Source organism: Acidovorax sp. HMWF018 (assembly GCF_003061035.1).
Taxonomy (GTDB): Bacteria; Pseudomonadota; Gammaproteobacteria; order Burkholderiales; family Burkholderiaceae_C; genus Acidovorax; species Acidovorax delafieldii.
The window spans coordinates 23,009-23,971 of record NZ_QAIM01000652.1 but is presented as its reverse complement, the minus strand read 5'-3'; the positions used below and the strand labels follow the sequence as shown (position 1 = coordinate 23,971).

At 67.4% G+C, this 963-nt stretch carries 1 protein-coding gene and 1 pseudogene; both read left to right on the top strand.

Annotation, left to right across the window (positions count from 1 at the left end; translation table 11 throughout):
• Positions 1 to 276: glucan biosynthesis protein (locus DBR23_RS27315; protein WP_199227816.1), on the top strand; the 276-nt coding region annotated here is incomplete at its 5' end.
• A pseudogene (locus DBR23_RS31970) lies at positions 249 to 963 on the top strand (glucans biosynthesis glucosyltransferase MdoH); the annotation flags it as partial. The gene DBR23_RS27315 and the pseudogene DBR23_RS31970, both read left to right, overlap by 28 nt.

Genomic DNA, 963 nt, shown 5'->3' with positions numbered 1-963 from the left:
GAACTGCGCCAGCAGGTGCAGTACGTGGTCGATTTCGAGGGCCCTGCCCTCAGGGCCCTGCCTGCCGAAGCCAGTGTGAAGGCCGTAGTGACCAGCGATGCCAACGGCAAGGTGCTGGAAAACATTGCCTACCGCAACCCCGCCACCGGCGGGTGGCGCATGACCTTTCGCATCCAGCGCCTGCAGGCCGACCGGCCGGTCGAGCTGCGCGCTTTTCTCCAACACGATAACCACGCTGTGAGTGAAACATGGACGCACATCAGTCTTCCCGAGTAAGCCCTCATGACCCCCACGGCACCCACGCATCCACAGGCCCGGCCGTGGTCGCGCGGCGCGGTGTGGCCTACCCCCGGCCAACCCCCAGCCGACGCAGCACGTTGCGCGAAGAGCGCCACCCCAATGCGGTGACGGCACCGCCCCTGCACCGAGGCTCCATGGTGCCCCTGCCCTGGCGCGGCTTTTGGAACAGCATGGGCACTGCCGTGCTGCTGCGCCTGACGGGCCGTACATCCCAACAACCCGCACCGGCCACGGCGGTACAAGCCCCCGCTGAATCCACCGCCGCCTGGCAGGGCGCAGCGCAGCGCCGCCGCTGGACGTTTGCGCTGCTCACCGTGCTGGCCACCGCACTGGCCAGCACCCTGTTTGCCAGCGTGCAGCCCGACTATGAAAACGCGTGGCTGGGCTACGGCCAGATTGCGTTGTTTGCGCTGCTGTCCGCCTGGGTGGTGACCGGCTTTTTGACCGGGCTCATGGGCTTTTGGGTGATGTTGCGCGGCGACCGGCATGCGTTGTCGGCACGCAGCGTGGCAGATCACGCGCTGGCTTCCGACGCCCGCACTGCCATCATCATGCCGATCTGCAACGAAGACGTGGCCACCGTGTTTGCCGGGCTGCGCGCCACCTGCGAGTCGGTGGCCGCCACCGGCCACGGCACCACGTTCGATGTGTTTGTGCTCTCCG